Genomic DNA, 17,654 nt, shown 5'->3' with positions numbered 1-17,654 from the left:
ACCGCTAACCCAATCAATAATTTTAAGAGGAGAGTAACTAATAATGATTTCAATGACACCTAAGAGTGGTGTATGTTTAGTTTTGTGTTGTATTACGGCGATCGCGGGAGTCGGCTCGGTTTTTGAACTATCCTCAGGTAATCCTGAATTGGGCAGTATGGTTACAAGTCTAATTTTGGCTGCGAGTATTCCTCTCACAGGAATTTTGTTTTGGGTAGCGGTACAAGATACTAAAGCCAACCAAAATCAATAAATAGAATTTAAAACTTTTTAAATTAATAATTGAATAATTAAGAAGCACAGAGAAGGACAATTTTGTCTTTTCTGTGCTTTTTAAAATAAACTCTACCAAAAAATGCTAATTATGACATTTAATTAGTAGCTGAACCTCATAAGTGAAAGATATAGTAATCTAACATTAATATACAGCTAATTAATAACTAAAAAAGCTGATAGCTAATAGCTAAAATTAATGTTAGCCAACAAAAACTTATGACTTAGTTTCACCAATAATCAAATTATTTTTTAGGCGAAAGCATCATCATCATATTGCGTCCTTCCCGCTTTGGTGATTGCTGTACTTCGGCATAATCTTCTAGATCTTTAGCCATACGACGTAGTAGGTCTTCAGCCAACCTGGAGTGCTGAATTTCCCTTCCTCGGAAGCTAATAGTAGCTTTGACTTTATCTCCAGATTTAAGAAAACGTTGAGCATTTTTGACGCGCACATTATAATCATGCTCTTCGATTTTATAGCGCATCTTCACTTCTTTAACATCAGCGTTATGCTGTTTTTTCTTCGCTTCCTTTTGTTTTTTATCTTGCTCGTATTTATATTTCCCATAGTCCATAATTTTACAGACCGGGGGATCTGCGGATTCGCTGACCAAGACCAAATCTAAGCCTTTTTCTTGCGCTATGGCCAGAGCCTCTTTCGGAGTAATAATACCTAATTGCTCACCTTCAGAGTCAATAACACGAATATTGGGGAAACGAATTCTTTCGTTAGTTTTGGTTAGATCGCGACTACTGTTACTGCGTCTTCTATCTCTCACAGGCGTATTTTTTTCTTTCCTTTTGTAATAGTTTGATATCGTGAACTAAAATTACAGTGATAAATATTTGTTATCACTTACTATTTTACATTTATTATTATCATTTGTTATTTTACCGATTTTTCTATTAATAAAACAATAAGTTAACTTTATCTTTTAATTTAACTTATTTTTTATCAAAGTATCAATATAACAATAGCTATAGTTAAAGTAATAAGACGAGAATTTGTAAATATTTTTAAAGTAAAAATTTGACTATAAATCAATCTTGGCAGGAGCGTATTGGGAACCAAAGAGACTGGGTTTGGCGAGGATGGCAAACTCGTTACACATATTTGAGGGCGAAGAAAAATGGTGCTGAAAGCAAGCAACCTCCCTTAATATTTATTCATGGCTTCGGTGCTAGTATTGAACACTGGCGTAATAACCTGCCTGTAATTGCTCAATCTCACACCGTCTATGCTATTGATTTACTAGGTTTTGGAGCCTCCAGAAAAGCAGATGTTGAATATAGTACAGCTTTATGGACAGAACAAGTACATGACTTTTGGCAAACTTTTATCGGAACCCCAGTAATCCTGGTGGGCAATTCAATTGGTTCACTAGTTTGTTTGACTGCTAGTGCTACCTATCCAGAGATGGTTAAAGGTTTAGTAATGCTGAGTCTGCCAGACGTATCGGTGCGGGAAGATATGCTCCCTCCTCCAGTTCGCCCTGTGGTGACGGCGATCGAGAATTTAGTTGCCTCTCCTTTGTTGATTAAAAATATTCTCAAAATTGTTAGACAACCGAACATAATTCGTCGTTGGGCAGGAGTGGCTTATCCTAACAAATCGGCTGTAACTGAAGAGTTAGTGGATATCTTGTCAAGCCCTGCTTATGATGATGGAGCCGAACAAACTCTAGTTCGTTTATCCCGTAGCGTTAGACAAGCCACTTTTGCTAAGTCTGTTAGAGATTTATTACCTCAGATAGTAATCCCTATACTCCTAATTTGGGGGATGCAAGATAAAATGATTCCTCCCAAGCAAGCCCGGGCGATCGCGGCTCTTAATCCTAATTTAAAGCTAGTAGAATGGGATAATGCAGGACATTGTCCTCATGACGAATATCCAGATAAGTTTAATTTGCTATTGTTAGATTGGCTTAAATCTATATAATCTAACTTAGTCAATCTAAATAACTACTAAAACAATAATAATTAAACATGGCAAAGATCAAAAAAGGAACATTAATACGTGTAATCAAAGAGAAACTAGAGGGCAGTTTGGAAGCCAAAGCTAGTGATGTACGTCTTCCTGATTATTTATTTAATAGCAAAGGCGAAATTGTCGACTTGAATGACGAATATGCTTTAGTTCAATTTTATGTTCCGACTCCTAATGTTTGGCTGCGCTTAGATCAATTGGAAGTCATTAAGTAAAAATCCAGCTCTCTTAAAATTGAATGTATTTTAATCATCTTATTTTAGAGTATCTGAAAGAATCTAAATGTTCTTTCAGATAAATAATCATAAGAAACCTGTTTTATGAAGTACATCCGAATCGTATGTCTACGTTTACCTGTATTTGCGGATTTATCACGAGGGAATCGGAGGAAGCTCCTGAGACAAATGGTGTGCTGATTTCTTTGAGAACTCTAAATCAGCTTGTCGTGAGACAAGCTTATGGTCTAAGCAAACTAGTTGAAACAACTCAAGAAAGTAAGAATGACTGGGTTACAAAGTATTTAGGCTCTGATTATCCGCGAAATTTCTCTATTACCGAAGTTATTGAAGACTTTCTTGATGCCGAAATCAATGTGATTCATCTTTTAGATCAACCTTTGTCTGTCCCAATTGTGGAAGATTAAGTATTTCAAATTCCGCAGGTGAATGGGATTTCTTTAACAAGGAACATGGCTCCACATAAATAGATAACCAAAACATTTTGTAACAGATAATAGTCTGTAAACTCTTTCCAAAAAAGTTTTTAGCTAGATGAGGTTCGGATTTCTAAGTAAGACAGATGCTGCAGAGATCGAAGCAAACAATTACAAGCTAACTACTGCTTCAAGTGCTTTCCTTAGTGCAACTTCCTCTGGTAGATTAATCCTAGTCCCAAAATTTAAATTTATCTTTAGACTTGGGTAATTTATTTAATCTATTTAACAAGCAACTAGGAGGAAAGTAGCAGTGGCGAAGAAGACTGTAGCGAGCTTAACAGAAGCCGATGTCTCTGGAAAAAAAGTTTTAGTAAGAGCCGATTTTAACGTTCCACTAGATGATAGTGGCAATATTACAGACGATACTCGCATCAAAGCTGCTTTACCAACAATTAAAGATTTGGTTGGCAAAGGTGGAAAGGTTATTTTATGTAGCCACATGGGTCGTCCCAAAGGAGCAGTAAAAGAAGAATTACGTCTGACTCCTGTTGCTAAAAGACTTTCTGAATTGTTAGGACAAGATGTGACTAAGTGTGACGACTGCGTTGGCGATGCGGTAGCTTCTACTGTTAATGGTATGAGCAATGGTCAAGTTGTACTCTTGGAAAATCTTCGTTTTCACAGCGAAGAAACTAGCAACGACCCTGAATTTGCTAAGCAATTAGCGGCTAATGCTGATTTATACGTTAACGAAGCATTTGGGACTGCTCACCGCGCTCACGCTTCCACAGAAGGGGTAACTCATTATCTAAGTCCAAGTGTTGCCGGCTACTTAATTGAAAAAGAATTAGACTATCTTCAAGATGCGGTTGATAATCCCAAACGTCCTTTAGCGGCAATTATCGGTGGTTCAAAAGTTTCTAGTAAAATTGGCGTAATTGAAACTTTACTAGACAAGTGTGACAAGCTACTAATCGGTGGTGGAATGATCTTCACTTTCTATAAAGCTCGTGGTTTAAGCGTTGGTAAGTCTTTGGTAGAAGAAGACAAACTAGAATTAGCTAAATCTCTAGAAGCGAAAGCCAAAGAGCAAGGAGTTGAATTGCTTTTACCTACTGACGTAGTAGTAGCCGATAACTTTGCCCCCGATGCTAATTCTCAGACTGTAAGTATAGATAACATTCCCGATGGCTGGATGGGATTAGATATTGGTCCTGATTCTATCAAAGTATTCCAAGATGCTCTTGCAGACTGTAATGCAGTGATTTGGAATGGTCCCATGGGTGTATTTGAATTTGATAAATTTGCTGCTGGTACAGAAGCGATCGCCCATACCTTAGCCGGCAAATCTGATGCTGTAACCATTATTGGTGGTGGTGATTCTGTGGCTGCGGTAGAAAAAGTTGGTGTTGCTGAAAAAATGAGCCATATTTCTACTGGTGGTGGTGCGAGTTTGGAACTACTTGAAGGAAAAACTCTTCCTGGTATCGTTGCACTCGATGACGCTTAATTTAAAACTCTAGATAATAGTTTTAAATGTATCTTGCCTGTAGATTAACTCTAAACTGTCTACAGGCATTTTTAGTAGGAAAATTATTAGAGTAGAACAATTTTTTCAAGACGTTCTGCAAATAGCCATTAGAAAGTTAATACTCAATCGTTAGCGTTTTTTTGGGTAATCACGCTAAATTTTTGCCAATAAAAACTAATTTCGGCATAAAAAGAGGTAACTACAAGCTCTTAGTGGAGTTTATAAAAGCTTTTTGAAATATTGCATCAATTTTACGCAGAAAAATAATCGTATTGATTAACGTGATTATATACCAAACAAATGCAATTTATAGGTAATAAAAATCAATTTTAATAAAATCTTTCGCTATACAAAAAGATCTTTAAGTAACCTTTCTTGAGCGGGTATTAAATAAGCAAAAAGTAATTTAAGTAACCGATTCGTTACTTTTTACTGATATAAAGAAAGGTAAGTTGAGGATAAGGAGCTTCTTACTTAGTGGAGTGTGGTCAGTTATCCTTTGATATCTCATTGTTACTTTAAAATAGGCAAAAGTAAAATTCCTGGGAAACAACTTTTTTTCTCAGAACGTAATTAATTTTATTCACCATTTACTCGTGTAAACCGAAATTTGCCTAGTTTTTTCTTATTAGACTTGATGAAATATAGATTGGGGAGCGTAAATTTTTACTTCAGTCTATTTGTACTCATTAATCTATGTAGATTCCTATACATGGTTTAGTTTTCGATATTAATAGTTACTTGGCGAAAAAATAATCATATTTTCTTTCTTGGGAATGACTATAAATTTCCATATTTTTCAAATCATATTTATCTAGCTCATTTATTTAATGAAAAAGCACAAACTATTAATACTTGGAACTCGTGGTATCCCTGGAAATCATGGTGGGTTTGAAACATTTGCTGAACGTTTGGCTCTGTACTTAGTGAAGAAGGGATGGCATGTTACAGTTTACTGTCAAAGTAATGGTGAAAAATTTTACCGTCGAAAATTTTACTACAGTCTTTGGCAGGGAATCAATCTAGTTCATATACCAGTTCCCAAAAATAGCTCTTTCTGGTCTATCTTGTTCGATTTCAAAGCGGCTTTTAATGCTGTCAATCAAGAAGGTATCGTTCTGACGCTTGGTTATAACACTGCCATTTTTTCCCTACTTTATAAGCTTAGAAACCGTCTCAATGTGACCAATATGGATGGTATGGAATGGTGGAGAAAAAAATGGAATTTCTTAGAGAAAGCTTGGCTATACATTAACGAGAGATGTGCTGTCTGGTTGAGCGATCATTTAATCGCCGATCACCCACAAATTAAGAAATACTTACGACAAGAAGTCAAAACTTCTAAGCCAATTTCCGTCATACCCTATAGTGCCCAAGTCGTAACTAAGGCGGATGAAACACTACTCAAAAGATACTGTCTCGTTCCTCGAAGATATGCATTAGTGATCGCCAGACCTGAACCAGAAAACTCGATTCTAGAAATTGTATCTGCCTTTTCCCAAAGACCGAGAAACTTACTATTAGTAATCTTGGGGAATTATTTTCCACATAAAAATGCCTATCATCAACAGGTTTTAGCAGCGGCCAGTGATGAAGTAATGTTTTTTGGAGCTATTTATAATCAAGAAGTGGTTAAATCCTTAAGATATTATACTAGGCTCTATATTCATGGACATCAAGTAGGCGGCACAAACCCTTCTCTGATAGAAGCTCTATCGGCAGGCAGCCCAATACTTGCACATAAAAATCCATTTAATTCTTGGGTGGCTGGAAAAGATGCTTACTATTTTCAAGATGAAAATGATTGTTCGCAAAAAATCACTCAAATCCTAGATGATGAAACAAATATAGAAACAATGAAACAAAATAGTTTTGCTAGATACTATGAGGAGTTTGCTGATGATCGAGATTTAAAAGCTTATGAAGATTTATTTTTGAATCGACTTAATCACAAATGATAGCCAAATTCGATTAAATACTACTATTTTTTTGGAGAAAATACTTTTATCTAGCAGCGTCCGAATTTCTTTTTTGCATATTCAAAAAGCTCTAAATCGGGAGCGCAGATTTTATTGATTTTCTTCATTGTTTCCCGATCTATATCAGGATTACTTACAGGATTTTTTCGTCTATGAGATATTTTTAATTTCGTTCCTGTGTAATGTCGAAACTTTAAGCTAAAATCCTCTAAGTTTTCTAAAAAACCTATAATTGCTAGTTTATCTAGATTATCTTTGGCACGTTTAATTGCTGCTGAGGTTGTATAGTCATAATCAACTCGATCTGATATGCCACCAAAATATCTTATATATTCAAAGCCGCCTTCTTGACCTCTTGGGGTAGTCAAAAAAGTAGGTAAATCTTCCTTAATTTTGAAATGGTCGCTTTCTTTAAAAGCATTATAAAAATAATTGGATATGTATCTTTTCACAGGATGTCTTAAACAAGTTATGTAGACATATTGCTGATGAAACTTTTCCCAAGTTTGAGTATTATAAGATACGTGACCTGAAATGTATTGAATTTCTTTGAACATTTCATAAATAACTAGCTGCTCGCGGAGCTGTAAAAGTCTACTTGATTCACCTTTTTCTATATCAATGCCATAAAGCATTTTAGCTGTTTGATGGGAGGGAGAGTCTTCAATTCTGCTATAGCTATGACGATAATGTTTAGCGATCGCCTTATCAATAGAAGTTCCTCCAGACTTAGGAATATGAATAAAAAATACTTTGGTTTTATTTGGTATTAATAATTTACGAAGATTTTGTTTTATTTTCCATTTAATTAAGGAAATATCCATTTCTCTAGTTTTAAACTTATTATTCAATTCCTTTTCAGAGAAAATTGTTATGGGAAATATGATTATTGAGATATATCTGAGAAGCTTTGAAGATTTTTCTTGATATTTTTGACAGCTCTTGCCAACTTTTTATTCTGTTTTTTATTAACGTGAGGGAATTCAACATGAGGAATTTCCTTTTCCAGGAAAGGACAAATTTTTTCCCATAAGTTGTCTTGATTAAGCTGAAGTACTAATAGATCGTTCGGTCTATCTTTAAAATATTCAATAACTTCGGCATTGTGCCTTTCATATCTTTCAATATATATTTTTTCGTTTCCTTTGGGATGTCCTACTCCATAAATCCACTCTCTCATATGAGTATTTCGACTGCCAAAATGACTAACTATACTGTTAATCCAACTGTCTACTGGTCTGATAATCAAAATGAATTTACTGCCAGGATATTTTCGATCTAATTCTTGATATAAGACGGGCCAAGGATTATCTTGAAAAGCATCATATTTTGCTACTAAAGTGTCAGCTATTTGATGCACTTGCTCTTCTAGATTAGGGTTGTGAATACTAAATGAACCACAAACTCGATATCCCAGTATTTCAAGAGCCTTACCCAATGATTTGGTTCCTGTTTTGTGAAATCCAATGCCAAATACTTTAGCCACACTTTTTTCCTGACTAGTAAACATAATAAAAATTTTGAACTAATATCTGATCGCTTCCCGTAACTCAACTGAACTTGCTGCCAAACCTCTTAACGCTCAAAGTAAAATTCTTCAGAGCTTGCGGCTTCCACCAAATGAAAACCTGACTGAGCGAGTCTATTGTTGACAAATTGAATTTGTTCGGGAGTTAAACAACTATGGATCTCAATCATCAGCTTTCTAATATTGTGAAAATCAGCATATTCAACCAACTCATATTCTCCACCTTCAATATCAAGCAACAAAAATGTGGGATCGATCTGCCTGACTTTTTCGTTAAAGCTGATGACAGGAACTGTTATTGGTTTTGCTCCTTTGGCCTTATTGTAAATTGAGCTTGACCAAAAATTATTACCCACATAGAAGTCTCTGAAACCAGAGCGATCGCCAACTAAACAGATCTCTAATTGTGGCTCGACAAGATTAAGGGCATAATTCTCTTTAATGGCTGGTTCTAGTGCAGGGTTGGCTTCAAAGGTGAAAACCCGGTCATTACCAATTTGTTTAGCACAATAAGCAGAGGTCAATCCCAAACCGCCACCAATTTCCATGACAACATCTTCTTGAGTCAGCTTACTTTTTATCAGTTGCAATTCATCTGATTCATAAAATCCCCCATATATTGCCTTACGAATCACATCAGACGTGAATGAAGGAATTTTGACTTTTATACCTTCGATTTGAACAACTTGAGGTTGAGTAATCTTATTAAAATAGGATTTGATTTTCATAGATCTTATTTTTTGTTGTTAAATTAAGCGGAATCGTTGGAGATAAATGCCTGTTTCCCCAAAAAATCACTGATTATTTTTTATTTAATTTGTAAAATGTTCCTGGGTTTGACTTATATAGCCTTTCTAAAATTAGTGAGGTACAAATATAAACTTAGTCAAAAACCTTATAACCTCTGTTCCCTGTTCCCTGTTCCCTGTTCCCCAACTCTACCAAGGTGTATCTAATTAATACAAGAAACGCCATAGTCTAATTTTTGATCTTAAAAAAACTCTTTTTGAAAAGCCTGAGCCATTTTTTTCAGAGCAAACTGACGGTCTTGAGGAGCAAGAATACATTGATCAGATGGTAGAATTAGCGGTTCAAATAATAATCTCGATGAAGGAGTATTGTTAGCATCAACAACGTATATTCGTTGATCTGTTTGATCTTTCAAGATATCTAATTCACCGTAGTCTAACCCTAATTTTTGGCAGAATGATAAAATTTTGCTGATTTCATCGTCGTTAAATATTTCTTTGGTTTCGGCTACCTGAACTGAGATTAAGCTAGGATAACCAAAAAATCGTTGTGTTTCTGTTTGGTTGTGTTTGATATATATATAGACACAAGGAATTTCTTGATTAAATATAGGAACTCGATAATCTAGAACTTTTCCCTCTTCGATCTCGTTATCAACAAGTTTTTGATAGACAACTCCTGGCTCTGTTTGCTCAATCGGACAAGAAATTATTTTGCCATCGTGTTGAGCATTTAAATTAGATTTGACTACACATTTTCCTGTATACGTCAGTGGATTTACAGTAATATTATAATTAAAAGCTTCATCAAATAATTGGTTGGTTAGTGATTTACTAACATCTTTACAGTGAAGATTGATAACCTTACAATTCTGTTCTGATAAATGAGATAAAATCGGTTCTTCTTCAAAGAAAGTTTGATATCTTTGCCATTTAATTGCTAAATCAAACTTTTCTTCTGGATTATCAGTAATGTCATACCCTAAGAACAGACAAATTTGATAAATAGTAGCTTTGCGGTAAGGAAAATCTGGATAAAATAATATTTTTTTTCTCTTGTCAAATATTTTTTTGGTTGTTTCAGCTAGTTTTTGGGCAATACTTAATGGCTGTTGATTTAAGCCAACAGATAGATTATAAGTATATGTTCTGTGTAAGTTGAGTAGAGAAACAGGTATCTGTTTCTGAAGATACATCTTGATTCTGTTTAGAGGATTATCAATATCTGTTGAATCAGTTTTGGCAATACTGGATAAAAACGAAAATGGAGAAAATTTAATCATCATAAGAATATCCTTGCAAAAATTCATATTGCTCTATTTGATTTTTGACCAACTCAATTGATTTATCGTCCCACTGATAAGTAAATCGAGTTTTCTTAGGTGATTTAAAAACAATACTGGCACAGTCATCTAGATATTTTTGACTGGTCTCAACTTCCAAAAATTTACAAACTTGACTTAAAATAGCTTGTGGATTATCAATTAATGATTCGTGCCGAACATCTAAAATATCTTTTGTATCTATTTGTGTTTTTAGGTAAGCAACAGTTTTACACTTAGTAAAGTACGAATTTATCCCATATTCCAAATTAGCTTTTTTACGAGTAATCATGGTTGTAATATTGTCAAAGGGATTTCTGACTACATGGATAAATTTAATAGGAACATTAAGTCTATTTGGTAAGACATCTAAAATTTTAGGATTAGTACGAATAATAAAGTTAGTTGCACTTCCTCTTTTATCACCAATAACTTTTAAGGTTTGAAACTTTCCTTGCCATTGATGAGGAACTTGATAAGAATAACCGGTTTCTTGTCGTCCCTGGGTTGCTTTTCGCTGCGAATTTTGAAGCAATAAATAGTAAATTTTCTGATAATTAACACTCTTTTCAAAAAGCTGAAGAGCATTCAGTTCGTGTCCAATAATTATATTGGGATGGGCATCTAGCAGTGAACCAACTAAACTATGTCCGCTCCTAGTATAGCCAACAAACATACAATACTTTTCTATAGATTTAAATAAATCTTCACTTTTGAATAAGTCATAAAAATAATATTGGCAGAGATCACTAATTTGTGTAACTCTATTTTTAGCTTGCTTATACTGAGATTTTAGCATTCTAGGTGATCGCTCCAATAGTAGTTTTATAGATCAAATTTTTTTAATATTTAAAGGCTATTAACACTGAGTTATAAAATGATCTTACTAGATAAAAGTAACGAAAAAGTGACTTTTATCTGAGTGATAGAATTCAGGTATTTTTTTAAAGATATTTAAAACAAAAATAAAAGTATAATTAATCAAAATCGATTAAAAATTGCTAGTTATCACTGATTTGGATTTTTTTGTTATTTTCGTCTAATTTGTAAAGAATTGACACCTACTATAAACTAATAACCAAGTTGGCAATCTGCTAACTAATTGCAGTTGATTAATAAATATGATCTAGTCAACTTATGAAGACATTTGTAACAAAACTCAGAAATAAAAAAGCTCGTGTAGTTAGCTTTTATCAGCTTATTCAATATTTATTTGAGGTTAGTAGAGATATCGAACTTCATCCGATTCTCCGCTCCTATGCAGGGAATTTTCCCTTATGTCTTTTTTCTGACCCTCTAGTCTGGCTTAAAATGGTGCGTAACGCTGAATCTCGATTTCTCGAAGATAAGCAACGCCCTTATGCATTTTACGCTACTCATCTTCGGGCTATTCCGTTTGGTGAACCAGATCGAATCTCCAAGTTCTTAGAAGATAATTTGGCGGCGATCGCCAGAGAATTTTCTCGCTGTGCTCCTCCAGAAGTACCAACTCCTTCTAAAGCTTTAGTCGATCAGGGCATTTGGAATACATTTCCCCTGAGACGCTCATCCAAGACAGTCCCTGAAAATATCTCCCGTTGTCCTCAAACTTGGTCATTAGTTCAAAAATGTCCACTTTTACAAGGTGTTGAAGGGGGAGTTTATTTCTCTATTGTTTATCCAGGCACACATATAAGCAGTCATTGTGGTCCGTCTAACCTTAAACATCGCTATCATCTAACTATAGAAGAAGCCGAAGGGGCAAAAATTAGAGCGGGAGATAAATGGCGTACCTGGCGGCGCGGAGAATGTTTAATTCTAGACGATTCCTTTGAACATGAAGTAAAACACAATGGTGACAAAAGACGGGTTGTATTGATTGTCGATTGTTGGCATCCTGACTTAACTGAAAAGGAAAGGGATTTTTTAACTAATCTCCATCGAATCTGGCAAAAACCAACACGAAAAGCAGCCGAAAAGCAAGGAACTTCACGTCAGCCAAGAGAGCAGCAGAAGCAAACAGTTGGTGCAACTAGCGCCAAAAGTAATTAACTTTAAGCAAATAATATAGATTGATTGATTTGATGAACTTTAACACTTTAAATAACTTTATCTTATCTTGGAAGAACAAGTTTTCTAATTTACTGAAGGGAAAGCGTGTAGCCAGTGATGTGGAACCACAAATTTTCCAAGTCAAAACCCAACTTTTGAGTAAAGGAAGAAGTGATTATACCTTGGCTCGTACTGAGGCGATGAGTATCAGGATTAAATGTTACGCCCAAGGAGGAGAAAACGTTCTCCACACTCACCCTGGTCAAGATCATACATTTGTTGTCATGGCAGGGAAAGCAAAGTTTTATGGCATAAATGGAGAAGTTACTGAACTGACTAAAAATCAAGGTATCTTAATTCCTGAAGGTTTTTACCACTATTTTTCTAGTTGCGGAGATGAGGCACTGGTAATGCTGAGAATATCAGCAGAAAAAAGAAAAGTTCGCGCTCGTCGTATTGGCATTGATGGCAAACCTTTTGTGGGCAGGTCACATGAGAACAATTACGAAGAGAAAGTTCCCATTGAAGGACTCTTTTATGAGTAAATAGAATAAGCTGGGGAAAACTTTTCATCACAGAGTAACAATTTTCTCTTTGTATTGCATTGAAAACTCATTAGTATTTTTTATATAGACTTGCTTGACACAAAACAAAAACTTTGATTCAAGAAATTCATAGCATCTAGAGTACAATATCAAAGTTATAAATATCCAATAAACTTTGATTTCTCAAGAATGCCCAATTATTTGAAAAGAATTGAGGTCAAATGGAAAAGATACTATAAGTGGGCTCTTGCAGATTATAGATGGCTTTTCATGTTTTTACTAAGTCGATTTAAATCCATTCGTAATTTATCGACACTTTTTCTAGATCAACCTCATGAAAATCCCAAAAAATTGTCAGAAACTTCCTGTTTAAACAACATTAAGGAAGATGAAATTAGTGACCTTTTGAAAAAAGATGGTCTTTATGTAGGAATCAATTTGCCCAGTAAGCTGATTAAACAAATTCATAATTACGTTAACACTGCACATTGTTATGGCAATAGAGACCGCCTACTTCCTTTTCTTCATACGGAAAAAGAAATAGCAGAGAAGAAATACGAGCAAACCTTTATCATTGGTGATTATCTCGATGCGCATAAGGATTGTGAAGCTATAAGACAACTTCAAGGAGATCCTAAATTATTAGAGATAGCTACTCAATACTTAAATACCAAACCTGTACATTTATCTACTAAACTTTGGTGGAGTTATGCGACTGAAGCATCTTTAACTGACCGCTTGAATTTTGCTCAGGTATTTTTTCATTATGATCTTCTTGACTATCGTTGCCTACAATTCTTTTTTTATCTAACCAATGTGGATTTATCTAGTGGTCCTCATGTCTGCGTTCGTGGAAGTCATCAAAATAAAAAACTTACTCATCAATTCTCTTTTTTTACTGGACGCTCTGATAAAAATATCGTTGACTACTATGGTACTGATAATCTAGAGGTCATATGTGGAAAAGCTGGTTTAGGATTTGTAGAAGATCCTTACTGTTTTCATAAGGGAATTTCTCCCAGTAAGAAGAATCGTTTGATACTAAAGATAGTATTTAGTGCTAATAGTTATCGCAGTGGTAATCTTTAAAAGAGTAGTTCAAATTAGATCAATTTTCCGAAGGCAGTGCAATGAATGCCCAGCTTTTTGCGTGCCCAAATTGTATTTTCAAGATTTAATAAAATCGTACTGCTAGCCGTAGCTATAGCTGCTCCTTCGAGTCCCCATCTGGGAATCAATAAAGCGTTTAAAACTACATTCAAAATGGTACTACCACCACGGCTAATCAGAGTGTAACGCTCATTTCCAGTCATGTTTAGCAACAAACCAACTGAACCGGCGGTTATATTTGTTAGTTGTCCCACACAAAGAATGATTAGAGCTGTATTTCCTTGGGTAAACTCCTTGCCAAACAATGATAAATACCAGTAGCCAAATCCAATCAGACCAATAATTATTGGTAAGGAAGTCAAAAATACCGTACGAGAACTTTTGATCATAATTCTTTGTATCTGTTCGATCTTTCCTTCGGTATAAAGACTAGCAATGTTGGGTTCGAGAACTGCGTTGGCAGCATTGGGAATGAAGTCGAGCAGTTGGGCTCCTCGACTAACAGCAAAATAAATCCCTACTGCTTCAGCACTCTGCAATGCTCCTAACATCAAAATATCAGATCGTGATTTAATCATGAACATACTTCCTATAAACATGAAGGGTAAGGCGCTGTACAACCATTGCTTTGCTTGGTATTCGGGGGGAGTTTCTTTAGCTGCAGAGGGCAAAATTTGATGAAGCAATTTTACGCCGATTACCAGAGTAACAGTCGCAGCAAATACTTTAATTAATGCTACCAAGGTAGGAGTTAAACTTCCGTCTAGCAATAGATAAGCAGATCCGGTTAAGACTAGTAACAATAGGGGAGCGATAATCCACTCTGGTACTAGCCCCATCACAATTTTATGTAGTCCTCTCATCGCTCCTAATCTTATATTTCTTAGAGTCTCGATGGGAATTAGAAGCATAGCCACACAGAAAACTATAAACTGTTCGGAGTTAGCTGGCATATTTAAGCTCCAGGCTACACCTATTGCTCCCAAAACTAAGGCGACAGACATCGCTAATGCTACCCAGTTAGTCCAATGGATTAGACCCCGCATCAAACCCCAGGCTGATTTCGTTTTATAGATAGCTACTTCACGGACGATTAATTTATCTAGCCCTAGGGTTGCCCCGATGGTCAGTAATTGAGTCCAGGTAAAGGCGTAAGTGTAAACACCAAAACCTGATACTCCTAACAAGCGAGCAAGGAGTATACCAGTAAGAAAATTTAATCCAGTAGCTACAAGTCTCAGACTAAAAGTACCCGCTGCACCTCTAATTAAACGTTGTTTGAGGCTGGTATCGTTATTTTTAGCTAAGAAGGTTTGCCATAAGTCTTGGAGATACTGAACTCCTTTATTCATAATGTTTATGGTCTTTAATTATTATCAAATTTATAGTTATACTAAATCCGATTGACAGAGGTTATTTATTTAGGCTGACTGGGAGACTGAAAGGTATTTAATACTTATTACTTCGTTCACTTAGGTAACCTACACCAACAGAATCTAGTTAGAGCAAGAGTTAGATTTGAGAATTGTGGCGATCGCTCAAAGTTCGAGCATATTTGAACCATAAGAAGTATTGACAACAATAGCTCAAAGTCATTTAGGTTTGTCAAATTGGCAATAGAGCAATTAGTCAGGGTCTTCATAAGAATAACCTTGCAAAAATTCATATTGATCTATTTGACTTTTGACTTGATCGATAACCAACCAGGGTGTGACCACTTCTTGGGTAGCCAACAAACATACAATATTTTTCTACTGATTGAAAAAAGTCTTCATGCTTAAATAATTCATAAAAATAATATTGAAAGTGACTGTTGATTTGCGCTGCTTTTATTTTCGCTTTCTTATATTGAGATTTCAACATATTATTTAGCCAGTTTATGAGTAATTTTTTGAATGATTTTGATGATTTATAGGTTAATGTTATTCACATTAAAATAGTGGTTTATTATACTGGCTAAATGTCACAAAAAAGTGACTCTAATAACGAGCAGTGATTAATCCTGAGAATAGATCGCTTTAGATTACTTTTCCCAAAGCAGTGCAATCAATACCAAGTTTTTGACGTACCCAGAGTGTATTAATAATATTGACCAAAATCGTGGTGCTGGTCGTGGCTAATGCTGCACCTTCAATTCCCCATCGAGGAATTAATAAAACGTTCAAAATAACATTGAGTCCTGTTCCTGCCACGTTAGAAATAAACGTAAAACGTTCATTTCCAGTCATATTGAGTAATAAACCGACTGAACCGGCTGAGGCATGTGCTAATTGTCCCACGCATAGAATGGTCAAAGCCTGTTGTCCTTGAGAAAAATCTTTCCCAAACAGCGATAAATACCAATGGCCTAGTCCGATCATAGTGGCAGTTATTGGTAAAGCAATCAACAATACAACACGAGCACTTTTAGTCATAACCCGTTGTAGTTGCTTCGTCTTGCCTTCAGCATAAAGATTGGCAATATTGGGTCCTAAAACAGTATTCACAGAACCCAAAATGAAGTTAATTAGATGGGCTCCTCGACTGACAGCAAAATAAATTCCCGCTGCTTCAGCACCTTGGATTGCTCCCAGCATCAGAATATCAGTCCGAGATTTAATTATGTATAGACTACCCAAGAACATGAAGGGTAAGGCACTACTTAGCCAAGTCTTGATCTGATATTTAGGAGTGGCTTCCTTGGCAGCATTGGGCAAAGCTAGGTCTAGCAATTTCACGCCGATCGCCAGAGTAATAAGAGCCGCGACCACTCTCATTAGTACCACCCAGAAAGCGTTCAAACTATCTCCTAGGAATAGATAGGTAAATCCAGTCAAAACGAGCAGCAATAGAGGAGCGAGGATCAATTCTGGCATAAGTCCGATCACGATCTGATGTAGTCCTCTCATCGCTGATAGTCGCAGATTTCTCAGAACAGCGATCGGGATTAACAGCATCGCCACACAAAAAGCCCAAAACTGTTCAGAATTAGCCTCCATATTTAAGCCCCAAGCTACACCTATGGCTCCTAGAGCCAATACCACAGAAACAATGAGGACAATTTGATTAGCCCACTGCAATAGACCACGTACCAAACTCCATTCTGACTTGGTTTGATAGATGGCTACTTCACGGACGATTAATTTATCCAGTCCTAAAGTTCCCGCCAAGATCAACAATTGAGTCCAGGCAAAAGCGTAAGTATAAACACCAAAACCTGATGCTCCTAACAAGCGAGCTAGGAGTATACCAGTAAGAAAATTTAATCCAGTAGCCGCAAGTTTCAGACCAAAAGTACCAGCTACACCTCTGATTAAACGTTGTTTGAGGCTGCTATCGTTATTTTTAATTAAGAAGGTTTGCCATAAGTCTTGGAGATACTGAACTCCTTTATTCATAATGTTGATAGTCTCTAATTATTGTCAAATTTATAGTTATAAGCCGTTAATAAGAACCTGATGAATTTCTGACTAACGAGGGCGATCGCCCCTGATCTTGAAAGCTCAGTCTGAGTTTTGATTAGGTATATAATGTTTAGCTCTACACAATCAACCTCAAATAATCTCTATGTTGAATCGAGTGCCGTAGACAGCCTATTTCAGTATAAACACTGTAATTAAGCAAATTTTTATCGAGTTTGTTACTTTTTTTTCAGTACTATTAACTAGTAACCAATCGAATTATCTTTGTCATTCAAAGTTACTTGGCTCAAGAATTTTTATTGGGTTTAACTCTCTAATAACTTCTATTGAATTTCGTGAATTTTCAATTGCCAATGTCTATTTATAAGATATTTTACAGCAGCACATGGTGAATTTAGACCTTTGGCTGAATAGTTTGTATATCCCAATAATTAGACAAAATTAAATCAAATTTGGCAAAAAATATAGTTGTTTTTAAAGAAGCGTCACTGAACTATTTTTAGTAGTAGTTTAATTACCGTTTATATTCAAATTTAGAAA

The 17,654-nt window shown here is 35.6% G+C and carries 17 protein-coding genes; 9 read left to right on the top strand and 8 right to left on the bottom strand.

Features of this window, described 5'->3' with window-relative positions:
• The first annotated feature begins 52 nt into the window (after positions 1-52).
• A complete protein-coding gene (locus PLEUR7319_RS0122350; RefSeq protein ID WP_026102705.1) occupies positions 53-253 on the top strand; it encodes a hypothetical protein in 201 nt (66 codons plus the stop codon).
• Between the two features lie 265 nt (positions 254-518).
• Here PLEUR7319_RS0122350 and infC read toward each other — a convergent pair whose 3' ends face one another.
• The gene (gene infC, locus PLEUR7319_RS0122345; RefSeq protein WP_019507465.1) at positions 519-1,055 is read right to left on the bottom strand and encodes a translation initiation factor IF-3; all 537 of its coding nucleotides are present in this window, start codon (positions 1,053-1,055) and stop codon (positions 519-521) included.
• Positions 1,056-1,306: 251 nt separating this feature from the next.
• Between infC and PLEUR7319_RS0122340 the strand changes: the two genes are divergently transcribed.
• The 5 genes from PLEUR7319_RS0122340 (at position 1,307) to PLEUR7319_RS0122320 (ending at position 6,407) form a co-directional block, all read left to right on the top strand.
• Positions 1,307-2,215, top strand: coding sequence for an alpha/beta fold hydrolase (locus PLEUR7319_RS0122340; protein ID WP_019507464.1), 909 nt, complete (start codon positions 1,307-1,309; stop codon positions 2,213-2,215).
• Between the two features lie 47 nt (positions 2,216-2,262).
• On the top strand, positions 2,263-2,478 hold the full coding sequence (locus PLEUR7319_RS0122335; protein WP_019507463.1) for an NAD(P)H-quinone oxidoreductase subunit O: 216 nt from the start codon (positions 2,263-2,265) through the stop codon (positions 2,476-2,478).
• A gap of 125 nt (positions 2,479-2,603) precedes the next feature.
• Complete coding sequence (locus PLEUR7319_RS0122330) at positions 2,604-2,906, top strand: hypothetical protein (protein ID WP_026102704.1); 303 nt, start codon at positions 2,604-2,606, stop codon at positions 2,904-2,906.
• 322 nt (positions 2,907-3,228) lie between these two features.
• Positions 3,229-4,428: a phosphoglycerate kinase gene (gene pgk / locus PLEUR7319_RS0122325; RefSeq protein ID WP_019507461.1), complete on the top strand. Its 1,200-nt coding sequence runs from the start codon at positions 3,229-3,231 to the stop codon at positions 4,426-4,428.
• An 851-nt stretch (positions 4,429-5,279) separates the two neighbouring features.
• Positions 5,280-6,407 carry a DUF1972 domain-containing protein gene (locus tag PLEUR7319_RS0122320; protein WP_019507460.1) on the top strand — a complete coding sequence of 376 codons (1,128 nt, stop codon included), beginning with the start codon at positions 5,280-5,282 and terminating at the stop codon, positions 6,405-6,407.
• Positions 6,408-6,457: 50 nt separating this feature from the next.
• Here PLEUR7319_RS0122320 and PLEUR7319_RS0122315 read toward each other — a convergent pair whose 3' ends face one another.
• The 5 genes from PLEUR7319_RS0122315 to PLEUR7319_RS0122295 all read right to left on the bottom strand — a co-directional run bounded on the left by PLEUR7319_RS0122315 (position 6,458) and on the right by PLEUR7319_RS0122295 (position 10,826).
• The gene (locus tag PLEUR7319_RS0122315; protein ID WP_144054358.1) at positions 6,458-7,279 is read right to left on the bottom strand and encodes a sulfotransferase family 2 domain-containing protein; all 822 of its coding nucleotides are present in this window, start codon (positions 7,277-7,279) and stop codon (positions 6,458-6,460) included.
• 35 nt (positions 7,280-7,314) lie between these two features.
• Positions 7,315-7,938 carry a sulfotransferase family protein gene (locus PLEUR7319_RS0122310; protein WP_019507458.1) on the bottom strand — a complete coding sequence of 208 codons (624 nt, stop codon included), beginning with the start codon at positions 7,936-7,938 and terminating at the stop codon, positions 7,315-7,317.
• 65 nt (positions 7,939-8,003) lie between these two features.
• Positions 8,004-8,684: an FkbM family methyltransferase gene (locus tag PLEUR7319_RS0122305; RefSeq protein ID WP_019507457.1), complete on the bottom strand. Its 681-nt coding sequence runs from the start codon at positions 8,682-8,684 to the stop codon at positions 8,004-8,006.
• 263 nt (positions 8,685-8,947) lie between these two features.
• Positions 8,948-9,991 carry a hypothetical protein gene (locus tag PLEUR7319_RS0122300; protein WP_144054357.1) on the bottom strand — a complete coding sequence of 348 codons (1,044 nt, stop codon included), beginning with the start codon at positions 9,989-9,991 and terminating at the stop codon, positions 8,948-8,950.
• Complete coding sequence (locus PLEUR7319_RS0122295) at positions 9,981-10,826, bottom strand: sulfotransferase (RefSeq protein ID WP_019507455.1); 846 nt, start codon at positions 10,824-10,826, stop codon at positions 9,981-9,983. Before PLEUR7319_RS0122295 ends, PLEUR7319_RS0122300 begins: the two co-directional genes overlap by 11 nt.
• A 338-nt stretch (positions 10,827-11,164) precedes the next feature.
• Here PLEUR7319_RS0122295 and PLEUR7319_RS38425 point away from each other — a divergent pair, with 338 nt between their 5' ends.
• The 3 genes from PLEUR7319_RS38425 (at position 11,165) to PLEUR7319_RS0122280 (ending at position 13,692) form a co-directional block, all read left to right on the top strand.
• Positions 11,165-12,058, top strand: coding sequence for an aspartyl/asparaginyl beta-hydroxylase domain-containing protein (locus PLEUR7319_RS38425; protein ID WP_019507454.1), 894 nt, complete (start codon positions 11,165-11,167; stop codon positions 12,056-12,058).
• A 32-nt stretch (positions 12,059-12,090) separates the two neighbouring features.
• Complete coding sequence (locus PLEUR7319_RS0122285; RefSeq protein WP_019507453.1) at positions 12,091-12,603, top strand: cupin domain-containing protein; 513 nt, start codon at positions 12,091-12,093, stop codon at positions 12,601-12,603.
• A gap of 189 nt (positions 12,604-12,792) precedes the next feature.
• The gene (locus tag PLEUR7319_RS0122280) at positions 12,793-13,692 is read left to right on the top strand and encodes a hypothetical protein (RefSeq protein WP_019507452.1); all 900 of its coding nucleotides are present in this window, start codon (positions 12,793-12,795) and stop codon (positions 13,690-13,692) included.
• A 14-nt stretch (positions 13,693-13,706) separates the two neighbouring features.
• Here PLEUR7319_RS0122280 and PLEUR7319_RS0122275 read toward each other — a convergent pair whose 3' ends face one another.
• On the bottom strand, positions 13,707-15,065 hold the full coding sequence (locus tag PLEUR7319_RS0122275; protein WP_019507451.1) for a flippase: 1,359 nt from the start codon (positions 15,063-15,065) through the stop codon (positions 13,707-13,709).
• 666 nt (positions 15,066-15,731) lie between these two features.
• A complete protein-coding gene (locus PLEUR7319_RS0122265; protein ID WP_019507449.1) occupies positions 15,732-17,090 on the bottom strand; it encodes a flippase in 1,359 nt (452 codons plus the stop codon).
• Positions 17,091-17,654 lie beyond the last annotated feature (564 nt).

Origin of the sequence: Pleurocapsa sp. PCC 7319, assembly GCF_000332195.1 — a bacterium.
Lineage (GTDB): Bacteria > Cyanobacteriota > Cyanobacteriia > Cyanobacteriales > Xenococcaceae > Waterburya.
This window is presented reverse-complemented; position numbering and strand designations above follow the sequence as displayed.

Excerpts from the sequence above, each read along its gene's own strand:
- PLEUR7319_RS38425 (WP_019507454.1), top strand. The coding sequence starts at position 11,165 with ATGAAGACATTTGTAACAAAACTCAGAAATAAAAAAGCTCGTGTAGTT.
- PLEUR7319_RS0122320 (WP_019507460.1), top strand. The coding sequence starts at position 5,280 with ATGAAAAAGCACAAACTATTAATACTTGGAACTCGTGGTATCCCTGGA.
- PLEUR7319_RS0122275 (WP_019507451.1), bottom strand. The coding sequence starts at position 15,065 with ATGAATAAAGGAGTTCAGTATCTCCAAGACTTATGGCAAACCTTCTTA.
- PLEUR7319_RS0122350 (WP_026102705.1), top strand. The coding sequence starts at position 53 with ATGACACCTAAGAGTGGTGTATGTTTAGTTTTGTGTTGTATTACGGCG.
- PLEUR7319_RS0122280 (WP_019507452.1), top strand. The coding sequence starts at position 12,793 with ATGCCCAATTATTTGAAAAGAATTGAGGTCAAATGGAAAAGATACTAT.
- PLEUR7319_RS0122330 (WP_026102704.1), top strand. The coding sequence starts at position 2,604 with ATGTCTACGTTTACCTGTATTTGCGGATTTATCACGAGGGAATCGGAG.
- PLEUR7319_RS0122310 (WP_019507458.1), bottom strand. The coding sequence starts at position 7,938 with ATGTTTACTAGTCAGGAAAAAAGTGTGGCTAAAGTATTTGGCATTGGA.
- PLEUR7319_RS0122295 (WP_019507455.1), bottom strand. The coding sequence starts at position 10,826 with ATGCTAAAATCTCAGTATAAGCAAGCTAAAAATAGAGTTACACAAATT.
- PLEUR7319_RS0122265 (WP_019507449.1), bottom strand. The coding sequence starts at position 17,090 with ATGAATAAAGGAGTTCAGTATCTCCAAGACTTATGGCAAACCTTCTTA.
- PLEUR7319_RS0122335 (WP_019507463.1), top strand. The coding sequence starts at position 2,263 with ATGGCAAAGATCAAAAAAGGAACATTAATACGTGTAATCAAAGAGAAA.
- PLEUR7319_RS0122300 (WP_144054357.1), bottom strand. The coding sequence starts at position 9,991 with ATGATGATTAAATTTTCTCCATTTTCGTTTTTATCCAGTATTGCCAAA.
- PLEUR7319_RS0122285 (WP_019507453.1), top strand. The coding sequence starts at position 12,091 with ATGAACTTTAACACTTTAAATAACTTTATCTTATCTTGGAAGAACAAG.
- PLEUR7319_RS0122305 (WP_019507457.1), bottom strand. The coding sequence starts at position 8,684 with ATGAAAATCAAATCCTATTTTAATAAGATTACTCAACCTCAAGTTGTT.